The following is a 26,634-nucleotide window of genomic DNA, read 5'->3' as shown; positions in this document are numbered from 1 at the left end:
TGAGCTACGGGCGCGTCGTCAGGAGCGGAATTATGCGGGAGTCGATCTGGCCCGTCAATGCTCTTCCCGAAAAATTTCACCGATCCCCGCCCAGCAGCGCCGCGGCCACCGCCGCGGGGCCTTTCATCCAGGCGAAATGGTCGGCGGCCGTGCCCAGCTGTGCAGCGTCCAGGCAGCGGATCTGCGGCGCCGGCGTGGCCAGCTTGTCCAGCAAGCCGCGCAGCGAACTCTCCGGCGCCAGCCAGTCGTCCTGCATCACCACGCCGCGCACCGGCAGCGCAAGTTGCGCCAGGCGCGCTTCCAGGTCGGTGGCCAGGCCGGCCGCGGCGTAGCGGCCGCTGTGGCCCACGCGCGCCCAGTCGGCGATCAGGCCCCGCGCTTCGGTGCCGCCGAAGCCCAGGCGGCGACCGTGCAGCACGCCCTGCCGCTGCGCCAGCCATGGCAGCAGACGGTATGCCAGCGGCAGCAGATAGCCGCGCGGCGCGGGGAACCGGCGCCAGTACGGCGTGCCGCTGGCGACCAGCCACAGCGCGGCGAAGGCCTGCGGCTGCAGGCTGGCGTAGCAGCAGGCGAGCTGTCCGCCGAGGCTGTGGCCGCCGACGAGCAGCGGCGCCGCGATCCCGCACCCGGCGATCGCCGCCTGGCTGGCGGGCAGGTCCAGTTGCAGCAGGGCGCGATAGCCCCAGTTGCACTGCCGCGACGGCCGCAGCGTGCTGCTGCCGTTGCCGCGCCATTCGTGCAGGAACACCGCGACGCCGTGTGCGGCCAGCGCTTCGGCGAACGGCAGGTAGTGGCGCGCGGCCACACCCAGCGCCGGCAGCCACAGCAGCGCCTGCCGCGGCGCGTCGGGGACGCGCGCCAGCAAGGTCCAGCGATGGCCGTCGGCTGCGGCGACGGGCAGGGCGTGCTCGGCGATCGCGGATGCGCGGCTGGGTGCGGCACTCATGGGCCGCGCGCCGCGCCGAAGTGATCCAGCACCGCCACGTCGCTGCGGCCGGGCCGGTAACTGCCGCGCAGGGCGCGCGCCACGTAGTCGATCGCCGCTTCGCAGGCGGCCGGCAAGGCCAGGCCCTGGCACAGCTGTGCGGCGATCGCCGCGGCCAGGGTGCAGCCGGTGCCGTGTGCGTCCAGCGCCAGTCGTGCGTGGCTGAACTCGCTGCGGCTGACGCCGTCGTCGTAGCGGTCGATCACCCGCTGGCCTTCCTGCAGATGACCGCCCTTGAGCAGCACCGCCTGTGCGCCGGCCTCGAGCAGCGCCGCGGTGGCGTGTTCGGCGTCGTCGGCGTTGTCGATCGGGCGGCCGAGCAGCAACTGCGCTTCCGGCACGTTCGGCGTCACCAGTGTCGCCAGCGGCAACAGGCGGCCGCGCAGCGCGTCCAGGGCGTCGTCCTGCAGCAGCTTGGCGCCGCTGGTGGCCACCATCACCGGGTCCAGCACCACCCACGGCGGGCGGTACTCCTCCAGCGCATCGGCGACCAGGTGGATCACCTCGGCGTTGGCGAGCATGCCGAGCTTGACCGCTCCGATGTCGAAGTCGGCGAAGCAGGCATCGATCTGTGCGCGCAGGAACGACAGCGGCGGCACATGTACCGCGGTGACGCCGCGGGTGTGCTGCGCGGTCAGCGCGGCGGCGGCCGCCAGCCCGTGCACGCGATGCGCGGCGAAGGTCTTGAGATCGGCCTGGAGGCCGGCACCGCCGCCGGAATCGGTGCCGGCGATGCTCAGCGCGGAGACGACGGTGGGTTCGCTCATGCGCCGATTGTGCAGGGCTGGCGTCGCTGATGCACTCGGTCGCGCCTTCAGCGTTCGCGGCTGCGGTAGTGCGCCTGCAGCGCGTACAGCGTGCCGACGGTGCCGGTCAGTAGGGCGGGGCCAAGCAGGGCGTCGAAGCCGACCTGCCGGTAGGCCCAGGCGCCGAGCACGCCGCCGCACAGGAAGCCGCCGATGATCAGCAGGCTGAGGCGGATGCGCCGGCGCGGCAGCGGCAGTCCGCGCAGCGCCTGGCCCAGGCCGATGCCCAGGTCGGTGAACATGCCGGTGAGGTGGGTGGTGCGCACCACCGCGCCGCTGTAGACGGTGGTGGTGGCGTTCTGCAGGCCGCAGGCGATCGCGGCGAGGACCGCGCCGGCGAGTTGCTGCTGCTTGAACGCCTGCATCGCCGCCAGCAGCAGCAGCGCTTCCAGCGCCAGCGCCACGCCGTAGCGGCGGCCCAGGCGCAGGCGGCTGTCCTGCACGATGAAGCCGCCGAGCATCGATCCGCCGAGGAACGCCAGCACCACGCCGACCAGTTGCGCGATCGCGCGCGCGTCGCCGTCGGCCAGCGCCGCGCCGAGCAGGGTGGTGGTGCCGGTGAGGTGGGTGACCGCCTGATGCTCGAAGCCGAGATAGCCGACCACGTTGACCATGCCGGCGACGGCGGCCAGCGCCCCGGCGAAGGCCCAGGCCCAGCGTGGCAGTTCCAGGTTCATGCCGCGCGCGAAGCCGCCACGGCGCGGCGGCCGCGGGATGCAGCCACCCCAGCGTGCCGCCGTTGGCGCCTGCCCGCGGCCATCTCAGCGTGCGCCGTTGACCGCGACCTCGGAGAAGCGGGCGCTGGCCGGGTCGTAGACCGCGCCCCAGAAACGGCTGCCGCCGCCGCAGACCTTGACCGCGTCGACCGTGGGGTCGCGCTCGCTGCCGTCGTCCGGTGCGAAGGCGTTGACGTAGATCGCCTGCTTGCCGCGGTACAGGATGCCGACGTACTGGCGATCGGACGCGGTGGGGTCGGCGATCTGCGGCTGCAGTTGCGCCAGGTGCGCTTCCAGTTGCGCGATCTGTTCCGGGGTCGGGATCCAGTAGCCGGTCACCGCGCCGTCCTGGCGCGCCGGGCTGTCGCGCGCGCAGGTGTCGAGCACCTGCGCGGCGGTGCTGTTGCGGGTGACGATCCACGATTGCCCGGTCTTGATCGCGGTCGGTACGGTGGCCGGCCCGCGCGCGGTGGCGCAGGCGCCGAGCAGCGCCATGGCCAGCGCCGCGCCCGCCAGGCGCGCACCGGCCGCCGCGTTCACAGCACCTCCGAGGCGTAGTCGGCCAGGCGCGAACGCTCGCCGCGGCGCAGGGTGATGTGCGCGCTGTGCGGCCAGGCCTTGAAGCGGTCCACCGCATAGGTCAGGCCGGAGGTGGTCTCGGTCAGGTAGGGCGTGTCGATCTGTTCGACGTTGCCCAGGCACACGATCTTGGTGCCGGGGCCGGCACGGGTGATCAGCGTCTTCATCTGCTTCGGCGTCAGGTTCTGCGCCTCGTCCAGGATCAGGTAGCGCGACAGGAAGGTGCGCCCGCGCATGAAGTTCATCGAGCGGATCTTGATGCGGCTGGCGAGCAGGTCGTTGGTGGCCTGGCGGCCCCAGGTGCCGCCTTCCTGGGTGTGGGTGAGCACCTCCAGATTGTCGGTGAGCGCGCCCATCCACGGCGTCATCTTCTCTTCCTCGGTGCCGGGCAGGAAGCCGATGTCCTCGCCGACGCTGACCGTGGCGCGGGTCATGATGATCTCGCGGTAGCGCTGCTGGTCCATGGTCTGCGCCAGGCCCGCGGCCAGCGCCAGCAGGGTCTTGCCGGTACCGGCGGTGCCGAGCAGGGTGACGAAGTCGATTTCCGGGTCCATCAGCGCGTTGAGCGCGAAGTTCTGCTCGCGGTTGCGCGCGGCGATGCCCCACACCGCGTGCTGGCCGCTGCGGAAGTCGTCGACCAGCGCCAGCGTCGCCTTGCGCTCGGCGTTGACCTTGACCACGCGCAGTTCCACTTCGTCCTCGCCGGGCAGGTACAGGTACTGGTTCGGATACCAGTCCTCGTCGGCGGCCAGGGCGATCTCGTAGCAGGTGCGGCCCTTGTCGCTCCAACTGCGCAGGTCCTGGTTGTGCTTCTGCCAGAAATTCTCCGGCAGCTCGATCGCGCCGGTGTAGAGCAGGCTGAAATCGTCGAGCGCGCGGTCGTTCTCGTAGTCCTCGGCGACCAGGCCGCTGATCGCCGCCTTGATCCGCAGGTTGATGTCCTTGGACACCAGGATCACCGGGATTTCCGGCTGCTCTTCGCGCAGCGCCAGCACCGCGGCCAGGATCTTGTTGTCCGGAGCGACGCTGCCGAAGCTGCGCCCCGGCTCGACCGGACGGATCTGGAAATACAGCCGGCCGATGCTGCCGGTGCTCTTGAGCTGGATGCCCTGCGGGTGGCTGAGCGGGATGCCGGATTCGATCTGCTCGGCGCCGGCGCCCTCGATCAGCTCGTTGAGGAAACGGCTGACCTGGCGCGCGTTGCGGCTGACTTCGGACATGCCCTTCTTGGCATTGTCCAGTTCCTCGATCACCTGCATCGGCAGGAACACGTCGTGTTCCTCGAACTTGAACAGCGCGGTCGGATCGTGCATCAGCACGTTGGTATCCAGCACGTAGATGCGCTTGCCTCGGGTCATCATGGATTCCTGAAAGAGGAGCAGGGACGAACCATCGCTGCCTGCGGGGCAGGGCGATGCGGGGTGCGGGAAACGGCAGTGGTCACTGCTTGGCGGCGGCCTGCAGCGCGTCTAGCACGGCCTGGGCGTGGCCGGGGACCTTGACCTTGCGCCAGCTGCGGACCAGTTGGCCGGTCGGCGAGAGCAGGAAAGTGCTGCGCTCGATGCCCAGCACCTGGCGGCCGTACATGTTCTTTTCCTTGATCACGTCGAAGGCGCGGCACAGCGCCTCGTCGGCGTCGCTGATCAGGGGGAAGCGGAAGCCCTGCTTGGCGCAGAAGTTGTCGTGCGACTTCACCGAGTCGCGCGACACGCCCAGCACGGTGGCGCCGGCCTGTTCGAACTGCGGCAGCAGCGCATTGAACTCGATGCCCTCGGTGGTGCAGCCGGGCGTGCTGTCCTTCGGATAGAAATACAGCACCAGCCAGCGGCCGGCGTAGTCGCCGAGCGTGGCGTTTGTGCCGCCGGATAGCGCCAGCGGCAAGGCCAGCGTGCTGCGGTCCAGGGTGTCGCCGTCCTTCATGGGGTGTCCTCCGCGTGCATCGCCATCATCCGCGTTCGATTGCGTCGGTGTCCAGCGCGGCGCACTCAGAACTTCATCGGATCCATGATCGCGTCCAGGTTGAGGTGGTCGCAGAACTCGAGGAAGTCGTCGCGCAGCGCGGCGATGTGCATGTTCGCCGGCACCCCGATCGTCACCTGCGCCGAGAACATCTCCGCGCCGGTCTGCATGGCGCGGTAGCGCGTGCTCTGCAGGTTCTCGATGGTGATGCCCTGGCGGTCGAAGAAGTCGGCCAACTGGAACAGGATGCCGGGTTTGTCGGCGGCGATGACTTCGACGATGTACGGCAGCAGGTTGGACTGCGCCTGCTTGGCGCCGGTGCGGTACCACACCAGCTTCATGCCTTCCTCGCGGTCGAGGCGGGTGAGCATGGCTTCGAGCTTGGCCACCGAGTCCCACGAGCCGGTCGCCAGCGCGGTCACCGACACGTCGCGGCCGACCGTGGCCAGGCGTGCATCGACGAGATTGCAGCCGCTGTCGGCGATGCGACGCGTCACCGGCAACAAGGGCGACTCCGGATGCGTCGTGTAGGCGTTGATCAGGAGGTGGTTTTCGGTCGGCGCGGGCCGGGGCGTGGTGTCGGTCAAAGGGGCTTCCGGCATTGCGTAAGGCTGAACGGCATCCGGGCGGTCGCCCGGCATGGTGTGCAGCATACTTGCCCGCGCTTTCGGGCCGCAAGTAACATGCGGGGCGACCTTGCCCCGCGTGCGGGGCCGACCCGTCCGCGCAGCCTGCGCGGCCCTTTTCTCCCAGCGAGCACCCGGCATCTTGTCTCTCTCCGGCATCATCACCGCCCTGGCCACGCCCTTCCAGGGCAATGGCGACCTCGACCTCGACGCCTGGCAGCGGCTGCTCAAACGCCAGCTCGACGGCGGCGTGCAGGGGTTGGTGGTGGCGGGATCGACCGGCGAGGCGGCCACGCTGCTGGACGAGGAATACGACCGGATCCTGCGCGAAGCGGTGCAGGCGATCGGCGGGCGCGTGCCGGTGCTGGCCGGCACCGGCCTGTCCGGTACCGCCAAGACCGTGGCGCTGACCCAGCGCGCCGCCGCCGGTGGCGCGCAGTACGCGCTGGTGGTGACGCCGCCGTACGTGCGTCCGACCCAGGCCGGCTTGATCGCGCACTACACCCAGGTCGCCGAGCAGGGCGGCCTGCCGGTGCTGCTGTACAACGTGCCCGGCCGCACCGGCTGCGACCTGCTGCCGGAGACCGTGGCGCAACTGGCGCAGCATCCGAACATCGTCGGCATCAAGGAAGCCGTGAGCGACCCGCAGCGCATCGCCGCGCTGGCGGCCCTGCGCAGCGACCAGTTCGCCGTGTTCAGCGGCGACGACGGCAGCGCCGCGCAGGCGATGCTGGCCGGCTTCGACGGGCTGATCTCGGTGGCCTCCAATGCCCTGCCGCGCGCCTACCGGCGCCTGTGCGACCTGGCGCGCGCGCGCCAGGCCGAGCCCGCGCAGGCCTGGGACGCGCGGCTGCAGCCGTTCCATGCGTTCTGCGGCATCGAATCCAACCCGATCCCGGTCAAGGCGCTGCTGCAGCGCGCCGGGATCGGCCAGGGCCTGCGGCTGCCGCTGCTGCCGCTGTCCGCGGCGCACCACGCCACGGCCGACCGACTTGCCGCCGACGCTGCCGCGTTGGAAGACCTATCCAGCCGCGAAACGCTCGCGGCCTGACTCCAGGAGATTGATTGATGCGTGCTTCCGTTCCCTACGTCCGCGTGCTGTCGGCCGCCGTGCTGGCGACCACCCTGGTCGCGGCCACCAGCGGTTGCAGCTGGTTCCACAAGGGCAAGCCGCGCGGCGACTACGCGCTGGCGCCCGACATGCGCCCGCTGGAAGTGCCGCCGGATCTGACCTCGCCCGATACCTCGGCGGCGATGAAGGTGCCGGCGCTGGCCTCGGCGCAGCGGCCTGCGGCCCCGGCCGGCCAGGCTCCGGCGGCGTCGAACAGCGGCTTCGTGGTGCCGGGCACGCGTGACCAGGTGTTCGGCCAGGTCGGCGACGCGCTGGGCGGCATCGAAGGCGTCACCATCGCCAGCCGCGCGCAGTTGCTGGGCTCCTACGACGTGGCCTACGAAGGCAGCAACTTCCTGGTGCGCGTGGTGGCGGTGGATGCCGGCGTGTACGTCTCGGCGGTGGATCCGCGCGGCCTGCCGGCCACCGGCGAGGCGCCGGTCAAGCTGATCGCCGCGCTGAAGGCCAAGCTGGGTCACTGACCGAGCCGGTATGGTCCGGCGCGTGCGCCGGATCTGCTGCAGAACGCGAAACGGGCGCCGAGTGCGCCCGTTTTCGTTCGGCGAGAAAGGAGTGCAAGGGCAAGCGCCGTTCCTTGCTTCAGCGCCGCGCTGCGCGCCGTACCCTCACCCCAACCCCTCTCCCGGAGGGAGGGGGCTCGCGCTTCTCCCTTCTCCCTCCGGGAGAAGGTGCCCCGCAGGGGCGGATGAGGGTCGGGCGCAGCCTCGTGTCCTAACAGGGTGTGACCACGTGTGCGTTTGAACTGAGGCAAAGCGAGTGGTTGGAGGCGCCCTGAAGCCGCCGCTTGTATCGACTCTTCGGCGGGCAGTGCCCGGGCAGAATCCCGCGGTGGGATTACTTCTGCAGCAGCGGCAGCTTGTTCGGCTTGCCGTCCCACTCGGCGGCGTCGGGCAGCGGTTCCTGGCGCGTGGTCAGGACTGGCCAGGCCTTGGCCAGTTCCGCGTTGAGCGCGACGAAGCCTTCCTGGCCGGCGGGCACGTCGTCCTCGGGATAGATGGCGTTGGCCGGGCATTCCGGCTCGCACAGCGTGCAGTCGATGCACTCGTCCGGATCGATCACCAGGAAGTTCGGGCCGGCGTGGAAGCAATCCACGGGGCACACTTCCACGCAGTCGGTGTATTTGCACTTGATGCAGTTTTCGGTGACGACGAAAGGCATGGCTCGATCCGGCGATTAACCCGGTGATTCTAATGCAAAGCGGCCGCCGCCGCCGTGTGTGCGGGGCAGGAGGCGGGCGGCGCGCGGCTCAGCCGGCGAGGCCGCCGTGCTGCTGCGCCAGCCGATACAGGCCGCGTGCGGCCAGGTCCTCCGGATGGGTGCGCACGCGGCTGCCGAGCGTGGCCAGCGCATGCGCATAGCGCGCCAGCAGGCCGCTGCCACCGACCAGGTGCACTACCGGCGGCAAGACTGGGTGCGCGCGCAGTTCGTGGCCGATCAGCAGGCCGGACAGATACGACGGTGCTGCGGCGGCGCTCAGGCGTTCGAACAGGCCCAGGCTGCGCACGCCGAACAGATGGTGCAGCACCCCGCCGGGGTCGCCGCTGCGCTGCACGCCGGCGTCGAACGCGGCCGCATCGAAGACGCCGTCGTCGGCGTCCATCAGCCGCGCCAGCAGGCTGTGCGTGCGCAGCAGCGCGTACAGCTCGCCGGTCATCATCGTCGCCAGCGAGGCGATGCGCCCGTCCTGCAGGGTCACCCACTTGCTGTGGGTGCCGGGCAGGCAGACGTGGTGGATCTCGGCCGTCGGCGGTTCCTGCTCAAGCAACGCGAGCAGGCCGATCAGCTGCGTCTCCTCGCCGCGCATCACGTCCGGCACGGCGTCGGCGTCGCTGGCCACGCCGGGCACGAACCACAGCGTGCGGCCGGGCAGCGCCGGATCCTGCAGCGGCTGCATCGCCGCGGCCAGGGCGGCGGCGTCGGCCGGGCAGGGCGCGTACGGCAGTTCGATCCAGCCGTTGCGGCTGCCGATCATCCCGCACAGGACGACGTCGCCGTCCCAGCCGTCGATCAGGGCGGCCAGGGTTGCGGCGAAGCGGCCCTGGCAGGCGGCGATGCCCTGGTCGCTGCGGCGCAGGTCGAGAATGCCGCCGTCGGCGTCGAGCCGATAGCCGCGCAGGCTGCTGGTCCCCCAATCGACGACGATCATGCGCTGGCGATGCGTCCTTCGGGCAGGCCGGCGATGCCGACCGCGGCCACGTACACGCCGCCGGCCTGCGGCGTGCGTGCCAGTTCGTCCTCGCTGTGATCCTGCCGCGAGGTGCTCAGGTACAACGTGCCGCCATCGGCGCCTCCCAAGGCGGGGCAGGTGGGATGCTTGACCGGCAGGGCGACGCGGCGCTCGACGCTGCCGTCGGGGCGGTAGCGCACCACCTGCCAGGCGCGCCATTGCGCGTTCCACAGGTGGCCTTCGGCGTCGACGATGGCACCGTCCGGCTCGGCGCTGGCATGGTCCAGTTCGGCGAACACGCGGCTGTTGGCAGTATGCGCGGTATCCGGGTCGTAGTCGCAGCACAGGATGCGCGGCTGCACCGAGTCGCAGTAGTACAGGGTGCGGCCGTCGGCGCTGAAGCAGATCGCGTTGGGGATGGCCACGCCCGGCAGCGGCAGGCGGCGCAGGCCGTGGCGTGCCGACCACTGGTAGAAGCTGCCGACCGGCGCCTGGTCCTCGCGCTCGCTCATGGTGCCGAACACGAAGTTGCCGTGGCGGTCGGCGCGGCCATCGTTGCTGCGGGTGTCGTCGCGTTCCGGCTCCACGTCCGCCAGGTGCTGCAGCGGCAGTGCGCTGTCGGTCTCGGCCGCGGCATCCGGATCGGCGACGTACACGCCCTTGGCCAGCGCCAGCAGCAGGCGACCGTCGTCGAACAGGCCCAGGCAGCCGGGGCGGTCGGGCAGGTCCCAATGACGGCTGACGTTGCTGGACGGATCGTGGCGCCACAGGCGGCGGCCGCTGATGTCGACCCAGAACAGCACGCCGCGGCGTTCGCACCACAGCATGCCTTCGCCATGCGCACAGCGGCTGTCCACCGCCAGCGTGGCGGTGTGGCGGGGCGGATTGGACACGCTCATCGGCTCACCACTCGGCGATGCTGCCGTCGGCGTGACGCCAGATGGGGTTGTGCCAGTCGGGTGGGTTGGCGTTGGCATGGCGCAGGCGCTCCTCGTCGATTTCCACGCCGAGGCCCGGTTTGGGCAATGCGGCGATGCTGCCGCCATTGTCGCAGGCGAAGTCGTCCTTGTTGAGCACGTAGTCGAGCAGGTCGGCGCCTTCGTTGTAGTGGATGCCGATGCTCTGTTCCTGCAGCACCGCGTTGTGCGAGACGAAGTCCACCTGCAGGCAGGCGGCCAGCGCCACCGGGCCGAGCGGGCAGTGCGGCGCCAGGCCGACCTCGTAGGCCTCGGCCATGCTGGCGATCTTCAGGCATTCGGTGATGCCGCCGGCATGCGAGAGATCCGGCTGCAGCAGCGACAGGCCGCCGGCCTGCAGCACCGGCTTGAAGTCGAAGCGCGAGAACATGCGCTCGCCGGCCGCCAGCGGGATCGGCGTGGACGCGGCCAGCCGCGGGTAGTATTCGGCCTGCTCGGGCAGCACCGGCTCCTCGACGAACAGCGGCTTGAACGGCTCGAGTTCGCGCAGCAGCACGCGCGCCATCGGCGCGGCGACGCGGCCGTGGAAGTCGATGCCGAAGTCGATGGCGGTGCCGAACGCCTCGCGGATCTGCGCCACCTTGGCCACCGCGGCATCCACCGCGCGCGGGCCGTCGATCAGCTTCATTTCCTCGGTGCCGTTGAACTTGAAGGTGTCGAAGCCGAGGTCGCGGTAGCCCTGGATCTGGGCGATGGTCGCCGCCGGGCGGTCGCCGCCGACCCAGCGGTAGGTCTTCATGCGGTCGCGCACGCGCCCGCCGAGCAGTTCGTACACCGGCACGCCCAGCGCCTTGCCCTTGATGTCCCACAGCGCCTGGTCGATGCCGGCGATGGCGCTCATCAGGATCGGGCCGCCGCGGTAGAAGCCGCCGCGGTAGAGCATCTGCCAGATGTCGTTGATCCGCGCCGGATCCTTGCCGATCAGGCTGTCGCCGAGTTCGCGCACCGCGGCCTCGACGCTGCGCGCGCGGCCTTCGATGACCGGCTCGCCCCAGCCGGTGATGCCCTCGTCGGTCTCGATCTTCAGGAACAGCCAGCGCGGCGCGGCGTGGTAGGTGGTGAGGCGGACGATCTTCATGCGCGGTCCAGATAGGCGTGGCGGAAGGCGGCGGCGTGCGCCTGGGTCTGTGCGAGCGACTGCCCGGGGCGGTACAGCTCGCCGCCGATGCCGGCGCCGATCGCGCCCGCGCCGAGGTAGTCGTGCAGGGTCTCGGTGTTGACGCCGCCGACCACGAACAGCGGCACCTGCGCCGGCAGCACCGCGCGCAGCGCGCGCACGTGGCCGGGGCCGTAGGTGGCGGCGGGGAACAGCTTGAGCATCTGCGCGCCGGCATCCAGCGCGTCGAACGCCTCGGTGGCGGTGGCGAAGCCGGCCACCACCTGCAGGCCGCGCGCCACCGCGTGGCGGATCACCGGCGGGCGGGTGTTGGGGGTGACGATGAAGCGTGCGCCGAGATCGGCCAGGGCGTCGACGTCGCCGATCTGCAGCACGGTGCCGCCGCCGATCCAGCAGCGCTGCCCGAACGCCTGCGCGGCCGGGCCGATGCTGTCGGCCCAGCGCGGCGAGTTGAGCGGGATCTCGATCGCGTCGTAGCCGGCATCGGCCAGCGCCCCGACGTGCGCCAGCGCGTCCTCGGGGGTGAGACCGCGCAGGATCGCGATCAGCGGGAGTCGGAACGGGGAAGCGGCGGACATCGGGATACCTGGCGGAAACGACGGTGACGGAGGCGCCCGGCCAGCGCGACGCCGCGGCGGGACCGGAGGCGGGAGGCCACGGTCCGCGCCCGTGCGTCGGCGCGCTGGCGCAACCCGGCGGCATCCGCCGCGGCAGGCCGGTGCCCGACGAACGGCGACGCCGGCGGGGGCGCGATGGACCGTAGCCTGCGCGCGTGAGCTATGCTCTGCAAATGAAATTTTAGGCATATTCTATTCCGCCGCCGAATAGGCGGTTTCGCCTTCCAGGACGCCTGCCCACGATGAATGCTTCCGCCAATCCCTGGTTCAACGCCGCGCGCCTGAAGACCCGTCACCTGTTGCTGCTGCTGCAGTTGCACGAGCACCGTTCGGTGCTGCGCGCCGCCGAGGCGGCCAGCATGACCCAGCCGGCGGCGTCCAAGCTGCTGGCGGAAATGGAGGACCTGCTGGGCGTGAAGCTGTTCGAGCGCCACGCGCGCGGGGTCGAGCCGACCTGGTACGGGCAGGTGCTGATCCGCCGCGCGCGCGCGGCGATGTCCGAGATCGGCCGTGCGCAGGAAGAGATCGCGGCGCTGTGCGAAGGGCGCATGGGCCAGGTCTCGATCGGCACCGTGGTCAATCCGGGCACCAATCTGGTGCCGCAGGCGATCGCCGAGGTCAAGCGCGAGTTCCCCGGCATCCTGGTGCGGGTGGAGATGGACTACAGCCGGCCGTTGGTGGCCAAGCTGCTCGACGGCCAGCTCGACATCGTGATCGGGCGCATCCTCGGGCCCTATGGCGCCGAGGCGCTGGAGTTCGAGCCGCTGGCCGACGAGCCGCACTCGGTGATCGCCCGCGCCGGCCACCCGCTGTCCACCCGCGCCGACCTGCGCCATGCCGACCTGGCCCGCTACGGCTGGGTGCTGCCGCCGGCCGACAGCGTGCTGCGCGCGCGCCTGGACGCGATGTTCCTGGAGCATGCGGTGCCGGCGCCGCAGAATGTCATCGAGACCTCGTCGCTGCCGGTGATGACCAGCCTGCTGCGCGGCAGCGACCTGCTCGCCGCGCTGCCGGCCGAGGCGGTGGCGCCGTACGTACAGGCCAAGCTGCTGACGGTGTTGCCGATCACGCTGGGCGTGCGCATGGAATCGTTCGGCATCGTGCGCCGCCGCGATTATCTGTTGCCGCCGGGCGCCGAGCGCGTGTTGCTGGCGCTGCGTAATGCCGCCAAGCGGCTGTATCCCGAACGCGCGGCGAACCTGTGAGTGTCGCCACTGGCGTTGCCATGCCGCGCGTGGACGATTTCGTAGACATGCCGTGGTGTGCATCCCGCTAGTCTGGAATCGCATAGCTGGGCGTGAAATTTTCATTTGCGTCACGCGAAGTGCATTTCTAGTCTCGGCCGATCGCGGTCGCGACGCGCTTGCCTGACAGCAGCAGCGCCACCCGATACGGCAGAGGCTTTGGCCATGCCGTCACAACTCGCAGGACGGCGCCCTGGCGCGACCGTCACCCGTGTCTGTGTGCATGTCTCCTGGGAGGGAAACAGCATGGCATCGCAGCATCCCCGTGGTCCGGCCTGGCCGACCGCAGCGTCGCGCCGTCCCCGCGTTTTGCCGTATTCGCTCATCGCGCTGAGCATCGGCGTCTTGCTCAGCGCACAGGCGTTGGCGCAGGAGGCTGAACCTGCCGCCAAACAGCCTGCCGCCAAGAAGAGCGATCCGGTCCAGCTCGATGCGGTCGAGGTCAAGGGCGTGCGGGCGAGCCTGATCAAGTCGCAGTCGATCAAGCACGACGCCGAGCAGATCGTCGACGCGGTCAGCGCCGAGGATATCGGCGCGCTGCCGGATCGCAGCGTCACCGAGACCCTGCAGCGGGTCAGCGGCGTGACCATCGATCACTTCATGGCGCGCAACGACCCGGACCACTTCTCGGCCGAAGGCAGCGGGGTGATGATCCGCGGCATGACCCAGGTGCGCGGCGAACTCAACGGCCGCGACAGCTTCAGTGCCGCCAGCGGGCGCGGACTCAGCTTCGAGGACGTGCCGGCCGAACTGATGGCCGGCGTGGACGTGTACAAGAATCCCTCGGCGGAGATCATCGAAGGCGGCCTCGGCGGCACGGTCAACCTGCGCACGCGCATGCCGTTCGACCAACCGGGCCGGGTGATTGGCTTCACCGCCGACGTCAACTACGGCGACCTGAGCAAGACCTACAAGCCGTCGGGCTCGTTCCTGTTCAGCGATCGCTGGAACACCGGCCTGGGCGAGATGGGCTTCATGCTCGATGTGGCGCATTCGGAACTGGCCACGCGCAGCGACGGTATCCAGGTCGAACCGTTCGTGCGCCGCACCGATCCCGCGTTGCTGGCCGGCACCAGTTTCGACAAAGTCTACGTGCCAGGTGGCGTCAACTGGCGGCAACTGGAGTTCGAACGCAAGCGCAAGGGCGTGGCGGCCGCCTTCCAGTGGCGGCCCAGCGACGCCACCGACCTCTACGTGCAATACCTGCGCTCGTCCTACGACATGAACTGGCAGGAGCGCGCGGCGTTCTTCAACGACGACACCAATGCGATCGCGCCGGCGCCGGGCACCACCTTCACCTACGACGACGCAGGCCGTTTCGTCAGCGGCTCGCCGGTGTCCAGTTCCTGGCGCGGCAACGTCACCGGCAACGACGGCGTGCGCTTCTACACCGACAACCGCTACGCCCGGCAGAGCACCACCACCTCCGATCTGTCCGGCGGCTTCACCCACAAGCTCACCAGCAACCTCACCGTGCGCGGCGACATGCAACTGGTGCAGTCGCAGAGCGATACCCTGGACTTCACCCTGTTCAGCTCGATCTATCTGCCGGGCCTGACCTTCGACCTCAGCGGCAAGTACCCTGCGGTGACCCTGGCCGACCCGAGCTACACCGCCGACCCCTCCAACTACTTCTGGAGTGCGGCGATGGATCACCTGGCCAAGAACCGCGGCCGCGAGCTGGCCACGCGCTTCGACCTGGAGTACAGCTACGACGACAACCCGTGGCTGCGCACCTTCCGTGCCGGCATCCGCGCCACCGACCGCACCCAGACCAACAAGAATTCCGGCTACAACTGGGGCGTGATCAGCGACAACTGGGCGACCATCCCCGGCACCGCCACCGGCCTTGCCGACCTGGCCAGCTACATGACCGCGTCCTCGTCGCTGTATTCCTTTTCGAACCTGCTGCGCGGCAATGTGCGCGTGCCCAACAACCTGTATTTCCCGCGCAACAGCGCGGTCAAGGACTACGCCGGCACCTCGGCGCTGATCGAGCAGATCGTCGCGCTGCGCGGTTATGGCTGGGCGCCGGACCAGTATCAGTTGCAGGACACCAACCGCCAGTTCGAGCGCACCCAGGCCGCGTACATGGTGATGTACTTCGGCAACGACACTGCGCTGGGCGTGCCGGTGGACGGCAACATCGGCGTGCGCGTGGTGCAGACCAGGACCGAGGCCTCGGGCTACGGCCAGTATCCGGACCTGTCCGCCACCTCGGCCTCGGACGCGCTCAAGGCCCAGTACTACGGACAGTACTTCCCGAACGACGCGCGCGGCAGCTACACCGACGTGCTGCCGAGCCTGAACCTGCGCTTCAAGTTCTCCGATGCGCTGCAGTTGCGCCTTGCCGCGTCCAAGGCGATGGCGCGGCCGGACTACACCCAGTTGCAGCCATATCTGCTGCTCACCGCCACCGTCAACGACGACGGCTCGCTGAAGGATTGGACCGGCTCCGCCGGCAACCCCAACCTCAAGCCGATGAAGGCCGACCAGTACGACGCCGCGCTGGAGTGGTACTTCGACAGCAGCGACATGATGTACGTGACGCTGTTCTACAAGAGCGTCAAGGACTATTTCTCCAACCAGACCGTCACCGAGAACTACGGCGGTCAGGACTTCCTGGTGACGCGTCCGTACAACATGGACAAGGGCCGCATCCGCGGCTTCGAGTACGGCTACACGCAGTTCTTCGATTCGCTGCCGGGCTGGATGAGCGGCTTCGGCGTCAATGCCAACTTCACCTTCGTCGACAGCAGCGGCGGCGTGAACACCGCCACCGATCCCTACACCAAGACCACCGTCACCGGCGTGGCGCTGCCGCTGGAAGGGCTGTCGCGGCGCAGCTACAACCTTGCCGGCATCTACGAAAAGGGCCCGCTGTCGGTGCGCCTGGCCTACAACTGGCGCTCGCGCTACCTGCTGACCGCCAGCGACGTGTCGACCAAGCTGCCGACCTGGTCGGACGACTACGGCCAGCTCGACGGCTCGGTGTTCTATCGGTTCACGCCGCACCTGCAACTGGGCATCCAGGCCAACAACATCACCAACGCGGAGACCAAGGTGCTGATGGGGCCGACCTCCTACAGCGATGGCGAGGTCGACCGGCATCTGTACACGCGCAGCTGGTTCGTCAACGATCGTCGCTACTCGCTGGTGCTGCGCGCCAACTGGTAGGCGCGCGGCCGTCTCCGGCGCGCGGTCCGCCTGAGGCGAGGCGGGTGGCTGCCGCCGGCTTTTCCTCCCGACGCAGGAACCGCTCATGGCAAGACCGCTGCATCCCACCGTTCGCCTGGCGCTGCTGGCGCTGGCGTTCGCGTCATGGCCAGCCGCGGCGGAACTGCAACTGCCATTGCTGTTCGCCGACGGCGCCGTCCTGCAGCGCGATGCGCCGATCCCGGTGTGGGGCTGGGCCGCGCCTGGCGCACGCATCCAGGCGCGCCTGGACGGTGCCAGCGCCAGTGCGGTCGCAGGCCGCGATGGCCGCTGGCAACTGCAGTTGCAGGCGCATGCGGCCGGTGGCCCGTACGTGCTGGACGTGCAGGGCGACGGCAGCCAGCGCCGCATTGGTGATGTGCTGATCGGCGACGTGTGGCTGGCCAGCGGCCAGTCCAACATGGAGTGGCCGCTGGCGCAGGCACGCGACGGCGCACGCGAAGTGGCGGCGGCAGCGGATCCGCAACTGCGCAACTTCAAGGTGCCCAAGGCGTGGGCGGTGCAGCCACAGCCGCGTCTGCCCGGCGGCAGTTGGGTCGCGGCCACGCCGGCCACTGCCGGCGCGTTCTCGGCTGTGGCGTATTTCTTCGCGCGCGAGCTGCGCCAGCGCACCGGCGTGCCGATCGGCATCATCGACAGCACCTGGGGCGGCAGCGCGATCGAGGCCTGGATGGACGCGGCCTCGCCGGGCGTGGACGCGGCGCAGGTGCGCACGCGCATCGCGCAGATGCAGGCCAAGGACGCACAGGACCTGGGCGAGACCCGGAAGCGCCTGGCGCGCTGGCCACACCCGACCACCGCGGATGCGGATGCCGGCTGGGCCGCCGCCGATCTGGACGACCGCGACTGGGACCGCCAGCCGCTGCCGGGGCTGTGGGAACAGCATGGCTACGTCGGCATGGACGGCGTCGCCTGGTATCGCAGCAGCTTCACCCTGAGCGCGGCCGAGGCCAAGACCGGCGCCGTCGTGGGGATCGGGCCGGCGGACGATGCCGACACCACCTACGTCAACGGCGTGGAGGTCGGCCACACCGAAGGGCGCTACACCGAACCGCGCCGCTACCGCGTGCCGCCGGCAGCGCTGCGCGCCGGCGTCAACCATATCGCGATCCGCATCCTGGATACCGGCGGCTTCGGCGGCATTCCCGGCGATGCGGCGGCGTTCTTCGTGCAGCCCGACGGCGGCCAGCCGCGCTCGCTGGCCGGCGACTGGCAGTTCCGCCCGGGCAAGGTGACGTTGGCCGCCAACGACGACAAGAACCAGGTGCCGACGCTGCTGTACAACGCGATGATCCACCCCTTGCAGCCGTTTCCGGTCAAGGGCGTGATCTGGTACCAGGGCGAGAGCAACGCCTACCCGTATGGCGCGCTGCGCTACCGCGAGCAGTTCGCCTCGCTGATCGGGCGCTGGCGGCAGGAGCGCGGGCAGCCGCAGTTGCCGTTCCTGTGGGTGCAGTTGGCCAACTGGAAGGCCGGCAACGACCAGGGTGACCTGAGTCCGTGGACGCAGCTGCGCGAATCGCAGACCAGGACGCTGTCGCTGCCGGCCACCGGGCAGGCGGTGACCATCGACGTCGGCACGCCGGACAACATCCATCCCCCCAACAAACAGGACGTGGGGCATCGCCTGGCGCTGGTCGCACGCCACGTCGCCTACGGCGAAACCCTGGTCTACAGCGCGCCGATGTTCGCGCGCGCCACGTTCGCCGATGGCCAGGCGCGGGTGATGTTCGACCCGATGGGCAGCACCCTGGCGGTGCGTGGCGGCGGCACTGTGGTGCGTGGCTTCGTCCTGGCCGGCGCCGATCGCCGCTTCCATCCGGCGCAGGCACGGATCGAGGGCGACCAGGTGGTGGTCCGCAGCGACGCGGTACCGCAGCCGCAGGCGCTGCGCTACGCGTGGAGCGAAAACCCCGAGGACGCCAACCTGGTCAACCGCGAGCAGTTGCCGGTGGGCCCGTTCCGCAGCGACGACTGGTGAGGCAGGGCACTGGCCGCATGCGAAGAACCGAATCGCTGTCGCGCGCGTTGCGCACCGCATGGTGGCTGCCTGTCCTGCTGTCGCTGCTGCTGAGCGCCTGCCAGGCCGCGCCGGATGAACCGTCGGGTGGTGCGCACACGCCCGCTGCCGCGACATCGGCGCCGGCCCAGGCACCGGTCCCGCGCCTGGTGAGCACCGACGGTCGGCATGCCTTGTTGGTCGACGGCGCACCGTTCCTGATCCTCGGCGCGCAGGTCAACAACTCCAGCAATTATCGGGCGGCGCTGGCGCAGGTGTGGCCGGCGATCCGCGCGCTGGGGCCGAACACGGTGCAGGTGCCGATCGCTTGGGAACAGGTGGAACCGGAAGAGGGCCGCTTCGATTTCTCCTTCGTCGACACACTGCTGGCGCAAGCGCGCGCGCAGCGGGTGCGGCTGGTGCTGCTGTGGTTCGGCACCTGGAAGAACAACGGCCCCAACTACGCGCCGCACTGGGTCAAGACCGACGATGCGCGCTTCCCGCGCGTGGTCACGCGCGACGGGCGACGCCTGGGTTCGCTGTCGCCGCTGGCGCCGGCCACGCTGCAGGCCGACCGCACCGTCTTCGTTGCCTTCATGCGGCATCTGCGCCAGGCCGATCCGCAGCGCACCGTGATCATGGTGCAGGCCGAGAACGAGCCCGGCACCTACGGCAGTGCGCGCGATTTCTCGCCGATGGCGCAGCGCGTGTTCGACGGCCCGGTGCCGCAGGCATTGCTGCAGCGGCTCGGCAAGTCGCCGGGCAGCTGGGCGCAGGTGTTCGGCGCCGATGCCGACGAGATCTTCCACGCCTGGCACATCGCGCACTTCATCGACCGTATCGCCGAGGCCGGCAAGGCCGCGTATCCCTTGCCGATCTACGTCAATGCGGCGTTGCGCGGCCCGTTCAATCCGGGCCAGCCCGGGCAGTACGCCAGCGGCGGCCCCACCGACAACGTGCTCGACGTGTGGAAGGCGGCGGCGCCGCACATCGACCTGCTGGCGCCGGACATCTACATGCCCGAGTACACGCTGTACACCACGGTGCTGCAGCGCTACGCACGCCCCGACAACGCGCTGTTCGTCGCCGAGACCGGCAACCGCCCCGAGTACGCGCGCTACCTGTTTCCGGCGCTGGGCCACGACGGCATCGGCTGGTCGACCTTCGGCATCGACTACAGCGGCTACTCCAACTATCCGCTCGGCGCCAAGCGCGTGGACGCACAGGCACTGGCGCCGTTCGCGCTGGGCTATCGCGCGGTGGGTATGGGCATGCGCGTGTTCGCCCGCGCCGCGGCCGCCGGCAGGCTGCACGGCACCGCCGAGGCACCGGGCCAAGCGGTGCAGGAACTGCCGCTCAACGCGCGCTGGAGCGCCACCGTCGCCTACGGCGTGCCGCAGTTCTGGTTCCAGGGCGAGCCGCCCGGCAATCCCGCGCCGATCGGCGCGGCGCTGATCGCCGAACTCGGCCCGGACACCTTCCTGATCACCGCCCAGCATGCACGGGTGACCCTGCACCCAGCCAGCGCCGCGACCGCCAACATGCTCTACGACCGGGTCGAGGAGGGCGTGTACGAGGGCGAACAGTGGCGGTTCCGGCGCAACTGGAACGGCGACCAGACCGATTACGGGCTCAACTTTTCCGACGTGCCGCAATTGCTGCGCGTCACCCTGGCGACCTATTGACAACGCGGCGGCGCCAGACGCGCCGTGCCGCGTGACTTTCCAAGGGAGTGAACATGCACCACGCCAACCGTTGCCTGCCGCCTTCGTTGCCACGCCTGTTGGCGCTGGCGTTGCTCGCGGTCGCCGCGTCCGCCGCCGCGCAGCAGGTGACCCGCGATGCCGATGGCGTCACCGTGCATCCCAGCGCCAAGGGCGCGGCGCCGGTGCGCCTGCAGGTGATCGACCGCGGCATCGTCCGGGTCAGCGCCGATCCCATCGGTGCGTTCCAGCGCACACCCAGCCTGATGCGGGTGCCGGTGCAGGGCGACACCCGCTTTACGCTGGAGCAGCGCGGCGACACGGTGCAGCTCAAGACCGCGCGGATGACCGCGCAGGTGTCCACCGTCGACGGCCATGTCGGCTTCACCGATGCGCAGGGCACGCCGCTGCTGGCGGAAGTGGCGGGCGGGCGCAGCTTCGCGCCGTTGCAGGTCGAGGGCCGCCACTACCTGAGCGTGCGCCAGCGCTTCGTCTCGCCGCCCGACGAGGCCTTCTACGGGTTCGGCCAGCACCAGCAGGGCTGGATGAACCAGAAGGGCCACGACATCGAGCTGCTGCAGAGCAATCTCGACATGGCGGTGCCGTACCTCGTGTCCAGCCGCCACTACGGCATCCTGTGGGACAACAACGCGATCACCCGCTTCGGCGATCCGCGCGGGCTGCAGCCGCTGCCGGCGACACTGCGCCTGTACGACGCGCACGGCAAGCCCGGCGCGCTGACCGCGCACTACGCGATCGACGGCAAGCCTGTGCTGGAGCGTCGCGAAGCCGACATCGACTATCAGTACATCAAGGACCTGGCGAAATTCCCCGCCGCGGCCAAGCCCGGCGACAAGCGCCGCATACAGGTGCGCTGGGAAGGCCAGATCGAGGCCGAGCGCGGCGGCACGCATACCTTCTCGCTCTACGCCAGCGAGTACGCCAGGCTGTGGGTCGACGGCAAGCTGCTGGTCGACCGCTGGCGGCAGAACTGGAACCCCTGGCACCACGAATTCGCGCTGCAGCTGCAGCCCGGCCAGCGGCATACCCTCAAGGTCGAATGGGACCTGATCGATCCCAGCTACATCGCGCTGCTGCATCGCGACCCGCTGCCGGCGGCCGAAGCCGGCGACCTGTCGCTGTGGTCCGAAGCGGGGCAGATGATCGACTACTATGTCGTCGCCGGCGACAACGCCGACCAGGTCATCGCCGGCTACCGCACGCTGACCGGCAAGGCCGTGTTGCTGCCGAAGTGGGCCTACGGCTTCTGGCAGAGCCGCGAGCGCTACAAGACCCAGGACGAACTGCTCGGCGCGCTGGCCGAGTACCGCCGCCGGCAGTTGCCGATCGACAACATCGTGCTCGACTGGTCGTATTGGCCGGAGAACGCCTGGGGCTCGCACGATTTCGACCGCGCGCGCTTTCCCGACCCGGACGGCATGGTCAAGGCGGTGCACGCCAGCCACGCGCAACTGATGATCTCGGTCTGGCCGAAGTTCTACCCGAGCACCGCCCACTACAAGGAACTGGACGCGGCCGGGCACATCTACCGGCGCAACGTCGAGGTGGGCGAACTGGACTGGATCGGCAAGGGCTACACCAACGCGTTCTACGACCCGTATGCGGCCGATGCGCAGGCGATCTACTGGCGGCAGATCGACGAGACGCTCAACCGCAAGGGCATCGATGCCTGGTGGCTGGATGCCGACGAGCCCGACGTGCATTCCAACCTGGACATCGCCGAGCGCAAGGCGCGCACCACGCCGACCGCGCTGGGGCCGTCCACCGAGTTCTTCAATTCCTATCCGTTGCCCCACACCCACGGCGTCTATGCCGGCGACCGCGCCGCCGACGGCAAGCGCGTGTTCATCCTCTCGCGCAAGGGCTACGCCGGCATCCAGCGCAACGCCGTGGCGGTGTGGAGTGGCGACATCGCCTCGCGCTGGGAGGACATGCGCGAGCAGATCTCCGCCGGCGTCAACCTGTCGATGTCGGGCCTGCCGAACTGGACCTTCGATATCGGCGGCTTCGCCGTGGAGAAGCGCTACGAAACCCAGGACCCGGCGCACCTGCCCGAGTGGCGCGAACTCAACACACGCTGGTTCCAGTTCGGCGCCTTCGTGCCGCTGTTCCGCTCGCACGGCCAGTTCCCGTATCGCGAGATCTGGAACATCGCGCCGGAAGGCACGCCGTACTACGCCAGCATGGCCTACTACAGCCGCCTGCGTTATGCGCTGCTGCCCTACATCTACACGCTCGCCGGCGACACCTATCACCACGACGGGGTGATGATGCGCGGCCTGCAGATGGACTTCCCGCACGACCCCAAGGTCGCCGACATCGACGACGAGTACCTGTTTGGCCCGGCGTTCCTGGTCGCGCCGGTGACCCGCTTCGGTGCGACCTCGCGCAAGGTCTACCTGCCGGCGGGCACCGACTGGATCGACTTCAACAGTGGCGCGCGCCATGCCGGCGGCCAGACCATCGACGCCGCCGCGCCGCTGCAGCGCATGCCGCTGTTCGTGCGCGCCGGCGCCATCGTGCCGATGACCCGCGTGCAGCAGTACGTCGACCAGATCCCGGATGCGCCGCTGACCGTGGTGGTCTACACCGGCGCCGACGGCCGCTTCTCGCTGTACGAGGACGACGGCACCGGCTATGGCTACGAGAAGGGCGAGTTCAGCCGCATCCCGCTGCAGTGGGACCAGGCCAGGGGCGTGCTGCGCATCGGTGCGCGCGAGGGTCGCTGGCCGGGCATGCAGGACCGGCGCACCATCCATGTGCGCTTCGTCGATGGTCCACGCGACGATGCCGGCGCGCTCGAACCCGCCGCCGACGCCAGCGTGGAGTACCGCGGCCAGTCCCTGGAGGTGCCGCGCAAGGGGACCGGCCATGCCGTCGCGGCGCGGGCCGGATGAGCCTGGCGCGAGGCGCGAGATGTCGCCAACGTCGGTTGCCACGTGCTGGCGGTCGTGGCGTGCTGGCTGGTTTGCGATGCAACGAAACATGCGCGCTACGCCCTTACCCTCATCCGCCCCTGCGGGGCACCTTCCCCCGAAAAAGTGGGCCATGGTCCCGATGGGAGAAGGGAAGCATGTTCGCTGGCGCAGGCACGATCGTGACGGTGGCAACGAAGCAGCCGCGGTGCGCTTTAGCCCCTCTCCCCTCGGGAGAGGGGTTGGGGTGAGGGCAGGGAGCGAAGCCTCGTGCCAATACGCAGTGCAAGCCACAACATGAGGCGTGCTACGCCCGGACCCTCATCCGCCCCTGCGGGGCACCTTCCCCCGAAAAAGGGGGCCATGGTCCCGATGGGAGAAGGGAAGCATGTTCGCTGGCGCAGGCACGATCGTGACGGTGGCAACGAAGCAGCCGCGGTGCGCTTGAGCCCCTCTCCCCCCGGGAGAGGGGTTGGGGTGAGGGTACGGAGCGCAGCGCTTCATCCGCTCCTTGGGGTACTTCCCCCGAAGAGGGCCATGGTCCATGGGGAGAAGGGATGCATCGAATGCGCAACGGTGCAACATGCGCACGCCTTGCGCGCAGGTTTGATGCAGCGCATCAAGATGGTGCCGTGTGTAGACATATCCTGCGCAGAGTCGAGACCGCGCCAGTCGCCAGCGTGTCGCGCATGCGACGGGCCATCACTGCATGCAATGACATCCGTTGGCTCGATCCGTGTCCTGCTTCTGCATGCGTTGACTATGAATTGGCTGCAAGGCGACAGGATCCATTGCGTGCGCACGCCATCGCTCGGGCCGCCCTGGCAGAGCGCGACGCGCAGCGTCATCATGCGCCGCTGCGTGATGCGTACGGTGCGCACTACACTCGGCGTCACGGCGGGCGGTCCCCGCACGCCGGCCTTTCTCCTGGAGCGATGATGGAACTGGGTGTGTGCACGATGTGGCGGGTAGGGCAATGAGTCTGTACATCGGCCTGGACGTGGGCACGCAGAGCGTCAAGCTGCTCGCCTACGATGCCGACAGCCGGCAGGTGGTGGCCACCCACGGCCACGCGCTGGACCTGATCAGCCGCGAAGACGGCACCCGCGAGCAGCAGGCGCAGTGGTGGATCGACGGCATCGTCGCCTGCTTCGCCGCACTCAGCGCCGAACAGCGGGCGCAGGTGCGGGCCATCGCGGTGTCCGGGCAGCAGCACGGCTTCGTGCCGCTGGATGCGCAGGGCCAGGTCACCGCGCCGGTGAAGCTGTGGTGCGACACCAGCACCCAGCGCGAGTGCGAGGAGATCATGGATGCGGTCGGCGGCGCGCAGCGCTGCGTGGAACTGGCCGGCAACCCGATCCTGGCCGGCTACACCGCCTCCAAGCTGCCGTGGACGCGCAAGCATCGCCCCGATGCGTACGCGGCGATGACGACGGTGCTGCTGCCCCACGACTACGTCAACTTCTGGCTCACCGGCGAGCGCTATGCCGAAGTCGGCGACGCCTCCGGCAGCGGCTGGCTGGACGTGCGCACCCGGCAATGGTCGGCGCCGCTGCTGCAGGCGATCGATCCGCAGCGCGACCTGGCCGCGGCGCTGCCGCCGTTGGTGCCGACCGAAAGCAGCTTCCCCTTGTCCGCCGCCGCAGCGCAGACGCTGGGCCTGCCGCGCGAGGTGCGCGTGGCCACCGGCGGCGGCGACAACATGATGGCGGCGATCGGCACCGGCAACGTGGTGCCGGGACGCCTGAGCATGAGCCTGGGTACCTCCGGCACGCTGTTCGCCTACGCCGAACGCCCGGTGGTGGACCCGGACGCACGCTGGGCCGCGTTCTGCTCCTCCAGCGGCGGTTGGCTGCCGCTGATCTGCACCATGAACTGCACGGTCGCCACCGAGACCATCGCGCGCCTGTTCGGCATCAAGACCGGGCAGGGCGAGGCCTTGCTCGCCGCCACCGCGCCCGGTGCGGACGGATTGGTGCTGCTGCCGTTCTTCAACGGCGAACGCACCCCGAACCTGCCGGCCGCGCGCGGCTGCCTGACCGGCATGGACCTGCACAACACCACGCCGGCGCATTTCTATCGCGCGGCGATGGAGGGCGCCAGCTACAGCCTGCGCAACGGCTTCGACGCCTTCGTCGACGCCGGGCTGCAGTTCGATGCCATCTCCCTCACCGGCGGCGGCAGCAACAGCGCCGGCTGGCGCCAGCTCATCGCCGACCTGTTCGGGCTGCCGGTGCACGTGCCGGCGCAGGCCGAGGGCGCGGCATTCGGTGCCGCGCTGCAGGCGCTGTGGGCCGACGGCTGGGCGCAGGGCGAGCGCGCCAGCCTGGCCGAGGTGGTGCTGCAGCACCAGCAGGACGACCCAGCGCGGTCCGCGCAGCCGGATGCGCAACGCGGTGCGCAGTACCAGGCGCACTACCAGAGCTTCCAGCGGCATCTGCAGGCCATCGGCCCACTGTACGCCGCGTGATTCCCTTTCCCCCGCAACGCACCAGGACTTCGTGATGAGCACTTCCGTCTACACCGGCGCCAAGGAATATTTCCCGGGCATCGGCCGCATTCCGTTCGAAGGCAAGGCCTCGGACAATCCGCTGGCGTTCAAGGTCTACGACGCCGGCAAGCGCATCGGCGACAAGACCATGGCCGAGCACCTGCGCTTCGCCGTGGCCTACTGGCACAGCTTCTGCGGCAACGGCGCCGATCCGTTCGGCCCCGGCACCCGCGCCTATCCCTGGGACGCCGGCAGCGATGCGCTGGGCCGTGCCGAGGCCAAGGCCGACGCCGCGTTCGAGTTCTTCACCAAGCTTGGCGTGCCGTACTACTGCTTCCACGACGTGGACCTGGCGCCGGACGCCGAGGACATCGGCCAGTACGAAAAGAACCTCAGGCACATGGTCGGCATCGCCAGGCAGCGCCAGGCCGACACCGGGGTCAAGCTGCTGTGGGGCACCGCCAACCTGTTCTCGCACCCGCGCTACATGAACGGTGCGGCGACCAATCCGGACTTCGACGTGGTCGCGCGCGCGGCGGTGCAGGTCAAGGCGGCGCTGGAGGCCACCGTGGAACTGGGCGGCGAGAACTACGTGTTCTGGGGCGGCCGCGAAGGCTATGCCTGCCTGCACAACACGCAGATGCGACGCGAGCAGGAGCACCTGGCGCGGTTTTTGACCCTGGCCCGAGACTACGGGCGCAGCATCGGCTTCAAGGGCAATTTCCTGATCGAGCCCAAGCCGATGGAGCCGATGAAGCACCAGTACGACTTCGACAGCGCCACCGTGGTCGGCTTCCTGCGCCAGCACGGCCTGGACCAGGACTTCAAGCTCAACATCGAGGCCAACCACGCCACCCTGTCCGGGCACGGCTTCGAACACGACCTGCAGGTGGCCAGCGACGCCGGCCTGCTCGGCAGCATCGACGCCAACCGCGGCAATCCGCAGAACGGCTGGGACACCGACCAGTTCCCGGTCGACCTGTACGACACCGTGGGTGCGATGCTGGTGGTGCTTCGGCAGGGCGGGCTGGCCCCGGGCGGACTCAACTTCGACGCCAAGCTGCGCCGCGAGTCGTCCGATCCGCAGGACCTGTTCATCGCCCACATCGGCGGCATGGACGCGTTCGCGCGCGGTCTCGAAGTCGCCCACGCGCTGCTCACCGCCTCGCCGCTGGAGCAGTGGCGCCGCGAGCGCTACGCCAGCTTCGACAGCGGCGCTGGCGCGGCCTTCGCCGCCGGCAACAGCACGCTGGCCGACTTGGCCGCGCACGCCGCGCAGGCCGGCGAGCCGACCCAGCGCAGCGGTCGCCAGGAAGCCTACGAGAACCTGATCAACCAGTACCTGCTGCGCTGAACCGGTGCGC

21 protein-coding genes are annotated in these 26,634 nt (G+C 69.7%); 9 read left to right on the top strand and 12 right to left on the bottom strand.

The window, feature by feature from the left end; all coding sequences use genetic code 11:
- Positions 1 to 76: 76 nt before the first annotated feature.
- The 7 genes from J7357_RS11960 to J7357_RS11930 form a co-directional block, all read right to left on the bottom strand.
- Entirely contained in the window at positions 77 to 946 is an 870-nt protein-coding gene (locus J7357_RS11960; RefSeq protein ID WP_209246689.1) for an alpha/beta fold hydrolase, read from the bottom strand.
- On the bottom strand, positions 943 to 1,752 hold the full coding sequence (gene thiD, locus J7357_RS11955; protein ID WP_209246687.1) for a bifunctional hydroxymethylpyrimidine kinase/phosphomethylpyrimidine kinase: 810 nt from the start codon (positions 1,750 to 1,752) through the stop codon (positions 943 to 945). The genes J7357_RS11960 and thiD overlap by 4 nt, the downstream gene beginning before the upstream one ends.
- 47 nt (positions 1,753 to 1,799) lie before the next feature.
- Positions 1,800 to 2,468 carry a YoaK family protein gene (locus tag J7357_RS11950; protein WP_010343917.1) on the bottom strand — a complete coding sequence of 223 codons (669 nt, stop codon included), beginning with the start codon at positions 2,466 to 2,468 and terminating at the stop codon, positions 1,800 to 1,802.
- Positions 2,469 to 2,552: 84 nt separating this feature from the next.
- Entirely contained in the window at positions 2,553 to 3,002 is a 450-nt protein-coding gene (locus J7357_RS11945; protein ID WP_209246995.1) for a hypothetical protein, read from the bottom strand.
- Positions 3,003 to 3,043: 41 nt separating this feature from the next.
- A complete protein-coding gene (locus tag J7357_RS11940; protein WP_209246685.1) occupies positions 3,044 to 4,444 on the bottom strand; it encodes a PhoH family protein in 1,401 nt (466 codons plus the stop codon).
- 82 nt (positions 4,445 to 4,526) lie between these two features.
- Positions 4,527 to 5,006 carry a peroxiredoxin gene (locus tag J7357_RS11935; RefSeq protein ID WP_209246684.1) on the bottom strand — a complete coding sequence of 160 codons (480 nt, stop codon included), beginning with the start codon at positions 5,004 to 5,006 and terminating at the stop codon, positions 4,527 to 4,529.
- A gap of 65 nt (positions 5,007 to 5,071) precedes the next feature.
- Positions 5,072 to 5,647 (bottom strand): glycine cleavage system protein R, encoded by a 576-nt coding sequence (locus J7357_RS11930; RefSeq protein ID WP_087943489.1) that lies wholly within the window; start codon positions 5,645 to 5,647, stop codon positions 5,072 to 5,074.
- A 166-nt stretch (positions 5,648 to 5,813) separates the two neighbouring features.
- On the opposite strand from J7357_RS11930, the gene dapA reads away from it, so the two are divergent.
- Complete coding sequence (dapA, locus tag J7357_RS11925; RefSeq protein WP_209246683.1) at positions 5,814 to 6,722, top strand: 4-hydroxy-tetrahydrodipicolinate synthase; 909 nt, start codon at positions 5,814 to 5,816, stop codon at positions 6,720 to 6,722.
- 17 nt (positions 6,723 to 6,739) lie between these two features.
- Complete coding sequence (locus J7357_RS11920) at positions 6,740 to 7,264, top strand: hypothetical protein (protein ID WP_010343910.1); 525 nt, start codon at positions 6,740 to 6,742, stop codon at positions 7,262 to 7,264.
- Positions 7,265 to 7,637: 373 nt separating this feature from the next.
- On the opposite strand, the gene fdxA is transcribed toward J7357_RS11920, so the two are convergent.
- From fdxA to J7357_RS11895, 5 genes are all read right to left on the bottom strand, one after another.
- Positions 7,638 to 7,961: a ferredoxin FdxA gene (fdxA, locus tag J7357_RS11915; RefSeq protein ID WP_017909525.1), complete on the bottom strand. Its 324-nt coding sequence runs from the start codon at positions 7,959 to 7,961 to the stop codon at positions 7,638 to 7,640.
- A gap of 88 nt (positions 7,962 to 8,049) precedes the next feature.
- A complete protein-coding gene (locus J7357_RS11910) occupies positions 8,050 to 8,949 on the bottom strand; it encodes a 2-dehydro-3-deoxygalactonokinase (protein WP_209246682.1) in 900 nt (299 codons plus the stop codon).
- Entirely contained in the window at positions 8,946 to 9,863 is a 918-nt protein-coding gene (locus J7357_RS11905) for an SMP-30/gluconolactonase/LRE family protein (protein WP_209246994.1), read from the bottom strand. The genes J7357_RS11910 and J7357_RS11905 overlap by 4 nt, the downstream gene beginning before the upstream one ends.
- Positions 9,864 to 9,873: 10 nt before the next feature.
- Entirely contained in the window at positions 9,874 to 11,025 is a 1,152-nt protein-coding gene (gene dgoD, locus J7357_RS11900) for a galactonate dehydratase (protein WP_017913163.1), read from the bottom strand.
- Entirely contained in the window at positions 11,022 to 11,642 is a 621-nt protein-coding gene (locus J7357_RS11895; protein ID WP_041500105.1) for a 2-dehydro-3-deoxy-6-phosphogalactonate aldolase, read from the bottom strand. Before J7357_RS11895 ends, dgoD begins: the two co-directional genes overlap by 4 nt.
- Positions 11,643 to 11,923: 281 nt before the next feature.
- On the opposite strand from J7357_RS11895, the gene J7357_RS11890 reads away from it, so the two are divergent.
- From J7357_RS11890 to xylA, 7 genes are all read left to right on the top strand, one after another.
- Positions 11,924 to 12,886, top strand: a complete 963-nt coding sequence (locus J7357_RS11890) for a LysR substrate-binding domain-containing protein (protein WP_209246681.1) — start codon at positions 11,924 to 11,926, stop codon at positions 12,884 to 12,886.
- 348 nt (positions 12,887 to 13,234) lie between these two features.
- Positions 13,235 to 16,102, top strand: a complete 2,868-nt coding sequence (locus J7357_RS11885) for a TonB-dependent receptor (RefSeq protein ID WP_244667461.1) — start codon at positions 13,235 to 13,237, stop codon at positions 16,100 to 16,102.
- Positions 16,103 to 16,187: 85 nt separating this feature from the next.
- Positions 16,188 to 18,122 (top strand): sialate O-acetylesterase, encoded by a 1,935-nt coding sequence (locus tag J7357_RS11880; protein ID WP_209246680.1) that lies wholly within the window; start codon positions 16,188 to 16,190, stop codon positions 18,120 to 18,122.
- A gap of 17 nt (positions 18,123 to 18,139) precedes the next feature.
- Entirely contained in the window at positions 18,140 to 19,825 is a 1,686-nt protein-coding gene (locus J7357_RS11875) for a DUF5597 domain-containing protein (protein WP_209246679.1), read from the top strand.
- A gap of 53 nt (positions 19,826 to 19,878) precedes the next feature.
- Entirely contained in the window at positions 19,879 to 22,761 is a 2,883-nt protein-coding gene (locus J7357_RS11870; RefSeq protein ID WP_209246678.1) for a TIM-barrel domain-containing protein, read from the top strand.
- Positions 22,762 to 23,755: 994 nt separating this feature from the next.
- Positions 23,756 to 25,249, top strand: a complete 1,494-nt coding sequence (xylB, locus tag J7357_RS11865; protein ID WP_209246677.1) for a xylulokinase — start codon at positions 23,756 to 23,758, stop codon at positions 25,247 to 25,249.
- Between the two features lie 34 nt (positions 25,250 to 25,283).
- Complete coding sequence (gene xylA, locus J7357_RS11860) at positions 25,284 to 26,624, top strand: xylose isomerase (protein ID WP_209246676.1); 1,341 nt, start codon at positions 25,284 to 25,286, stop codon at positions 26,622 to 26,624.
- The last annotated feature ends 10 nt before the right edge of the window (positions 26,625 to 26,634 follow it).

Origin of the sequence: Xanthomonas sp. D-109, from assembly GCF_017746095.1 — a bacterium.
Lineage (GTDB): Bacteria > Pseudomonadota > Gammaproteobacteria > Xanthomonadales > Xanthomonadaceae > Xanthomonas_A > Xanthomonas_A sacchari.
Note: the sequence above shows the minus strand (reverse complement) of the source record. Positions and strands in the feature narration are given on the sequence as shown.

Coding starts and splice junctions, on each gene's coding strand:
- dgoD (WP_017913163.1), bottom strand. CDS start 11,025: ATGAAGATCGTCCGCCTCACCACCTACCACGCCGCGCCGCGCTGGCTG.
- xylA (WP_209246676.1), top strand. CDS start 25,284: ATGAGCACTTCCGTCTACACCGGCGCCAAGGAATATTTCCCGGGCATC.
- J7357_RS11935 (WP_209246684.1), bottom strand. CDS start 5,006: ATGAAGGACGGCGACACCCTGGACCGCAGCACGCTGGCCTTGCCGCTG.
- J7357_RS11960 (WP_209246689.1), bottom strand. CDS start 946: ATGAGTGCCGCACCCAGCCGCGCATCCGCGATCGCCGAGCACGCCCTG.
- J7357_RS11940 (WP_209246685.1), bottom strand. CDS start 4,444: ATGACCCGAGGCAAGCGCATCTACGTGCTGGATACCAACGTGCTGATG.
- J7357_RS11895 (WP_041500105.1), bottom strand. CDS start 11,642: ATGTCCGCCGCTTCCCCGTTCCGACTCCCGCTGATCGCGATCCTGCGC.
- J7357_RS11930 (WP_087943489.1), bottom strand. CDS start 5,647: ATGCCGGAAGCCCCTTTGACCGACACCACGCCCCGGCCCGCGCCGACC.
- J7357_RS11890 (WP_209246681.1), top strand. CDS start 11,924: ATGAATGCTTCCGCCAATCCCTGGTTCAACGCCGCGCGCCTGAAGACC.
- J7357_RS11880 (WP_209246680.1), top strand. CDS start 16,188: ATGGCAAGACCGCTGCATCCCACCGTTCGCCTGGCGCTGCTGGCGCTG.
- J7357_RS11875 (WP_209246679.1), top strand. CDS start 18,140: ATGCGAAGAACCGAATCGCTGTCGCGCGCGTTGCGCACCGCATGGTGG.
- fdxA (WP_017909525.1), bottom strand. CDS start 7,961: ATGCCTTTCGTCGTCACCGAAAACTGCATCAAGTGCAAATACACCGAC.
- J7357_RS11920 (WP_010343910.1), top strand. CDS start 6,740: ATGCGTGCTTCCGTTCCCTACGTCCGCGTGCTGTCGGCCGCCGTGCTG.
- J7357_RS11950 (WP_010343917.1), bottom strand. CDS start 2,468: ATGAACCTGGAACTGCCACGCTGGGCCTGGGCCTTCGCCGGGGCGCTG.
- thiD (WP_209246687.1), bottom strand. CDS start 1,752: ATGAGCGAACCCACCGTCGTCTCCGCGCTGAGCATCGCCGGCACCGAT.
- J7357_RS11945 (WP_209246995.1), bottom strand. CDS start 3,002: ATGGCGCTGCTCGGCGCCTGCGCCACCGCGCGCGGGCCGGCCACCGTA.
- xylB (WP_209246677.1), top strand. CDS start 23,756: ATGAGTCTGTACATCGGCCTGGACGTGGGCACGCAGAGCGTCAAGCTG.
- J7357_RS11910 (WP_209246682.1), bottom strand. CDS start 8,949: ATGATCGTCGTCGATTGGGGGACCAGCAGCCTGCGCGGCTATCGGCTC.
- J7357_RS11870 (WP_209246678.1), top strand. CDS start 19,879: ATGCACCACGCCAACCGTTGCCTGCCGCCTTCGTTGCCACGCCTGTTG.